This window comes from Curtobacterium sp. MMLR14_002, assembly GCF_001864975.1.
Classification (GTDB): Bacteria; Actinomycetota; Actinomycetes; order Actinomycetales; family Microbacteriaceae; genus Curtobacterium; species Curtobacterium flaccumfaciens.
The window spans coordinates 134,282-140,193 of record NZ_MJGT01000116.1 but is presented as its reverse complement, the minus strand read 5'-3'; the positions used below and the strand labels follow the sequence as shown (position 1 = coordinate 140,193).

The following is a 5,912-nucleotide window of genomic DNA, read 5'->3' as shown; positions in this document are numbered from 1 at the left end:
CGGGCCTCCCGTCCGTCCGCACGCGCGACCGGTGCCCCACTCCGTGAGCAGGAATGGTCGGGTCCGTCATCCGGACCCGACCATTGCTGCTCACGAAACGCCGCGCGCGACGCGCGTCAGGCGGCGGGGACGCCGCCCTCGACCGCGGAGGGGTCGTCGGTCGGGCGGTTGCGCCGGAACCACGTGGGGGCCGCAGCGCAGAGCAGGAAGAGTCCGTCGACCGCCAGGCTCCAGACACGGGTGACGACGACCACGACCAGTGCGATGGGCGGCGGCATGACGAGCGCCAGCAGGAGGGCCTGCACGCCCTCGCGGACGCCGAGTCCACCGGGGGCGAAGACGGCCAGCATGCTGATCGCCGAGGCCATGCTCGCGGCACCGATCACGAAGGCCGCGTCGGTGAGCTTCAGCGACGGGTACACGCCGAGGGTGATGAAGTAGTACGCCGTGCCGGACAGCACCGCGCCCGCGACGTAGAGCCCGGCTCCGCCGAGGACGGTGCCGAGGTTCGGACGGACGTCAGCCTCGAGCGGCTTGCGACGCAGGATCTTCAGCGCGATCCCGATCAGGAACACGAACACGCGCGGGATCAGGCAGACGACGCAGCCCACGAACGCCGCGATCATCAGGACGATGAGCCACGGGTCGAGGTTGTGCGTCCGCGGGTCGATGAGCAGCAGCACGAGCGCCAGGGCCAGGGTCGCGGCGATCTGCAGGGCACCCTCGAGCAGCCCGCTCACGCCGAGGCGGGCCTTCGAGACGCCGTGCTTCGAGGCGAAGTAGACCTTGCCGATGATCCAGGTCGCGGCACCGGGGATGTAGCGGCCCATCCAGGACTTCGCGTACACGTAGGTCAGGGTCACGCCGCTGCCCTTGAGCCCGGTCGCACCGAGCCGTCGCAGCAGGTAGAACCAGATGCCGACGCCCCAGTACCGGAAGCCGAGGCTGATCACCGTCGCGAGGATCACCCACGACCACTGCCAGTCGAGCCCGGCGAGCTGTCCCCAGTCGACGCTCCGGACGTACAGCACGAGGAACACCGCGAGCAGGACGTAGAAGGCGATGGGGATCGCCTTGCCGAGGAACCGTCGTCGCTTCGACGGACGCTTCCCCTCGGGCGCGGGGGTGTCGCTGGTGCTTGCGGACAAACGGGTCTCCTGCTCAGGTCACGGGCTCAGGTCATGGTAGACGCTGGGGCGGGCCGCTCCCTGCGGTGCTGCCGCAGGGAGCGGGTGCCGGGGACGTCACCGGTCGAGCGTCACCGGGCGAGCTTGACGATCTGCACGCGGCAGGGGATCTCCGGGTCGGTGGAGCGGTCCGCGCTGCACGAGATCGTCGCGTTGTACGTGCCGACCAGCTTGCCGGCCACCGAGTAGTCACGCGCCGGGGCGGTCGCCGGGTCGAACTGCACGAAGTACTGCACGCCCTCGTCGATGAACAGGTTGCGCATCGCGTCCGAGTGGTACGTGTAGCCCTGACCTGAGCGACCGTACACACGCGTGTCGGTCAGGAACGCGAGCGAGGAGAGCGAGCGGTAGTTCGAGCCGATGACGGTGGCGTCCTCGGGCAGCGCGCCGCTCGCCCGGATCTGGTCGGCGAGCCGGACGATCTCCGGCACGTCGGTCGGCCCGAAGACGCGCAGCGCCTCGGTGCGGTTGACCGACGGGTAGAACGGCGCCGGGGACCCGAACCAGTTCTGCGTGTACGAGGCGATCGGCACGACCGCGATCGCGACGCACGCCACGATCGTCCGGACCACGCCCCGACGGCGCACCAGCCGCCAGACGGCCGGCAGCATGAGCGCCCCGATCATCGCCGTCAGGTAGAACAGCGGCCAGTAGTACCGGGCGTTGCCGCCGCCGCTCGACGACGACGTGATCATGCCGTAGCCGACGAAGTACACCAGGGTCGTCGCCGCGACGATGCAGGTGAACGCGTAGCGGCGGAACCGCACGACACCGATGACGAGTGCCGCCGCGAAGAGCAGGGCGATCGGCGCCGCGAACGGGGCGAAGGTGCTGATCTTCTGCAGGTAGTACGGCAGGGCGAGCATGCGCTCGTGCAGGTAGTACCCGGCGCGGGCCGCGATGCCGGACTCCTTCGTGACCTTCGGCGCGGTGTCCTCGGTGGTCGACTGCGTGGGCGGCGGCACCACGGCGGGGTCCGGGTTGTCCATCGGGCCTTGCTTGTAGACCGACGGGGTGAAGTCCTCGTTGGGCGAGAAGGCGTGGTCGTTGGGCGGGACCGGCAGGAACGGCCAGTCCGTGGCACGGCCGCCGTCGTCGAACTTCGAACCGATGTTGACCGACAGCGACGACCCGAGCGTCACCGTGCCGTACTTGAGGGTCAGTGCGCCGACCCACGGGGCGATGACGACGGCGAACACGACGATCGTGGCGACCGGGGCCGTCCACCAGTGCCGGACGGGTTCACGGCGGCGTCGGGCGGACCAGACGCGCAGCAGCAGCCAGAGGATCACGGCACCGACGGCCACGGGCAGCAGGAAGAGCTTGGTGAAGTACCCGAGCGCGGCCACGACGCCGAGCACCGCGCCGGAGGCGACCCGCGCACGCGTCGAACCGTGGAGCGCCTGGTCGGCCCACCGGAGCGCCCAGAGGAACCCGACGATCCACGCGACGACGAGCAGGTCCGGGGTCTGCACCGACACGGCACTCATCAGGGCGGGGATCGCGGTGACCATGAAGAGCACGGCGGGGACGATGCGGTGGTTCTGCGACCAGACCAGCCACCCGCCGATGCCGAGCACGACGGCCACGGCGAAGCAGTTCACGATCGCGAAGGCCGTCTGCATGCCGAGCCCGAGGGCGATGAACGGCGCCATCATCCACGAGACCAGCGGCGACCAGTACGCGTTGATCGCGTCGGGCAGCCAGCCGTTCGCGTACTCGCGCGCGATGCCCATGTAGGAGATGCCGTCGACGTTCGTCACGCCGAGGCGGTTGTGGTACGCCACGGCGGCGCTCAGGGCGACCCCGATCACCACGAGGACGCCCAGGATCAGGGGTGCGACGACGTGCCGGTACCGTCGCGCACCCGCCCCCGAACGCCGTCCTGCGGCCTCGTGGGTGCTCTGCGGTGGTGCGGTCGTCGTCACGGTCACGTGCTTCATCATGACATCCGTTCGCTTGTCGGACCGCACCGAGGCGGATCGCGACCCCCGCTCGGCGTGTGGGAGACTGCCGGGGACCCCGCTCCGACCACCTCGAGGACGTTCGTTGGCCACCGAAACCCGCGCAGCCGAATCCGCAGCCGAACCGACGGCGGCCGCTCCCCGCGCAGGGGGCCGGCTCGAGTTCCCGTACCTGGACGGGCTCCGCGGTCTCGCCGCCCTGGCCGTGGTGTTCTACCACGCGTACCTCTTCACCGGGACGACCGGCACCGGGCCCACCGAACTGCCGTGGCTCCGACCGTTCATCGGGTGGGGCTACCTCGGCGTCCCGCTGTTCATCGTCCTGTCCGGCTACGTCCTGATGCTGCCCGTGGTGACCCGGTTCGACCGCTACCGGTTGCCCGGCGGCTTCTGGAAGTTCATCTGGCGCCGCGCCCGACGGATCATCCCGCCGTACTGGGCGTCGCTCGTCGTCTTCGCGCTCATCATCCTGTTCGTCCCGGTGATGGGGCAGCCCGGCGGCACCCAGTGGGACACGAAGCTGCCGATGGGCTGGGGCACGTTCCTCACGCACTTCTTCCTGGTGCACGACTTCTTCCCGCAGTACATCGGCAAGATCAACGGCCCGATGTGGACGGTCGCCGTCGAGTGGCAGATCTACTTCCTCATGCCGCTGCTGATCCTGCCGCTCTGGAAGGTCTTCGGCGGATGGGCGACCGCGTCCTCGCTGGTCCTCATCGGCATGTGGATGGGCGCCGAGAGCCGCTACTCGTGGATGCACCCGTGGTTCGTCGGCCTCTTCGCGGTCGGCATGCTCGCCGCCGAGCTCACCGTCAAGGCCCGTGACGAGCACCTGACCGGCAAGCTGAACACCTCGAAGCTCGGCGGGCCGCGGTGGCAGAGCGGCACGTTCGTGGCCGCGATGTTCGTGGGCATGCTCCTCGTATTCTTCCGCAACCGCGACTACTGGCAGCACCAGACCTGGCCGTCCGAGGTCGTCCTCGGCATCTTCGCCGGCATCCTGCTGACCTGGATGGGCCGCAAGGCGGTCACCGGGGAGCACACCTGGCTCGCACGCTTCTTCGCGTGGAAGCCGTTCGTGCTCGCCGGCCTCGTGTCGTACACGATCTACCTCTTCCACAGCCCGTTGCTCGGACTCGGCAACCTGCTGCTCCTGCCGATGGGCCTGTACCCGAAGTGGCAGTTCCTGATGATGGTCTTCGTGGTGATCCCGATCACCCTGGCGATCTGCGTCGGGATGTGGTGGCTCGTGGAGCGCAACTTCCTGAACCGCCGGCAGAAGCACGCCACCCGCGAGGTCTCCTCGCGCGGGCGCCTGCCCGAGGTCGAGACGGACGACGAGGGCACCCGCACCGCCCGCTAGCCCCGACAGCGTCCGCCGCATCTGACGCTGCAGCGGACGCCGCCCGGGTGCGTCTCACGGACAGGTGTCGCCGAGTCCGGGTAGCATCGCTCGGACCGCGGCGTGGGAGATCAGGCCCACGGCATCTCGACAGGGAAGACGAGACCACATGCGCGCACCCATCAGCAGGATCCTCGGGCTCGGCACCGCTGCCGCCGTCGCCGGGGTCATCACCTTCGGCAGTGGCCCGGCGGTCGGCGCGACCGCCACCGAACCCGCCGGCACCGACACCGGTCAGCAGCTCTCCATCGCCGAGATGGACCGCACCGGCAACCACACCATGGGTGCCGGCATCGCCGCCCACGCCGGTGAGACCCACGTGACGACCTCCCCCGACGCGACCTCGGGTGGCGGCGTGAGCGCACAGTCCCTCAGCTCGTCGGCCGCTGCCGCCACCGCCGGCGGGCCACCCCCCGGCCGGGTGCAGGGCTTCGACATCAGCGCGTGGCAGCCGAGCGTCAACTTCCTGCAGGCCTACCGCAACGGCGCCCGGTTCGTGTACGTGAAGGCGACCGAGGGCACCTCGTACGTCAGCTCCACCTACAAGCAGCAGTACGCCACCGCCAAGCAGCGCAACCTGTACCGCGGCGGCTACGTCTACGCCCAGCCGAGCCAGGCGAGCGGCGCCGCGACCGCGAACTACTTCTTCGCCCACGGCGGCCAGTGGAGCAAGGACGGCAAGACGCTGCCGCCGCTGCTCGACATCGAGTACGGCAGCGCCGCCCAGGGCACCTGCTACGGCAAGTCGTGGGGCGCGATGCGCACCTGGATCAAGGACTTCAACCGGACCGTCGTCGCCAAGACGGGTCGGTACCCCGCGATCTACACCACGACCGACTGGTGGAAGCGCTGCACGAACAACAGCAACCAGTTCGCGAAGAACCCGCTGTTCGTCGCGATCTACCCGGTGAAGAACTTCACCACCCCCGGCACCCTCGGACGCAGCTGGTCGAAGTGGACCTTCTGGCAGTGGGCGGCCAGCGGCACGCTCCCCGGCGACCAGGACGTCTACCGCAACGACATCACGTACCTGAAGCGCTTCGCGTCCCGGACGAGCTGACGCCCGTCAGGGACGTCGCCGCGATCGACGGCCCTGCCACCAGCCGACGGCGAACAGCACCGCGCCGACGAGCAGGAACGGCCCACCCGCGAAGACGAGGAACGCCGCACCGAACGGGAAGCTCCCGCCGGTCGCGGCGGACACGGTGAGGATCAGCGCCCCGGTTCCGGAGACGGCTCCGCCGATGGCGGCGGTGACGCCGCCGGCGACGGTGAGGGATCGACGCTCGGTCATGTCGTCAGCCTAGGGGCGCGCGCCCCCGGCGCTCGGCCACCACGAACGGACAGGAGGCCCGTGGC

General features: G+C 69.8%; 5 protein-coding genes. 2 read left to right on the top strand and 3 right to left on the bottom strand.

The features are described 5' to 3' along the window. Positions 1–116: 116 nt before the first annotated feature. A complete protein-coding gene (locus BIU91_RS17265; RefSeq protein WP_071406421.1) occupies positions 117–1,148 on the bottom strand; it encodes a lysylphosphatidylglycerol synthase domain-containing protein in 1,032 nt (343 codons plus the stop codon). A gap of 110 nt (positions 1,149–1,258) precedes the next feature. Continuing rightward, on the bottom strand, positions 1,259–3,130 hold the full coding sequence (locus BIU91_RS17260; protein ID WP_171907873.1) for a hypothetical protein: 1,872 nt from the start codon (positions 3,128–3,130) through the stop codon (positions 1,259–1,261). Between the two features lie 106 nt (positions 3,131–3,236). On the opposite strand from BIU91_RS17260, the gene BIU91_RS17255 reads away from it, so the two are divergent. After that, on the top strand, positions 3,237–4,514 hold the full coding sequence (locus tag BIU91_RS17255; RefSeq protein ID WP_071406419.1) for an acyltransferase: 1,278 nt from the start codon (positions 3,237–3,239) through the stop codon (positions 4,512–4,514). A gap of 148 nt (positions 4,515–4,662) precedes the next feature. Beyond that, on the top strand, positions 4,663–5,613 hold the full coding sequence (locus BIU91_RS17250) for a GH25 family lysozyme (protein WP_139196629.1): 951 nt from the start codon (positions 4,663–4,665) through the stop codon (positions 5,611–5,613). A 6-nt stretch (positions 5,614–5,619) separates the two neighbouring features. Here BIU91_RS17250 and BIU91_RS17245 read toward each other — a convergent pair whose 3' ends face one another. Further along, on the bottom strand, positions 5,620–5,847 hold the full coding sequence (locus tag BIU91_RS17245) for a hypothetical protein (protein WP_071406418.1): 228 nt from the start codon (positions 5,845–5,847) through the stop codon (positions 5,620–5,622). Positions 5,848–5,912: the final 65 nt, after the last annotated feature.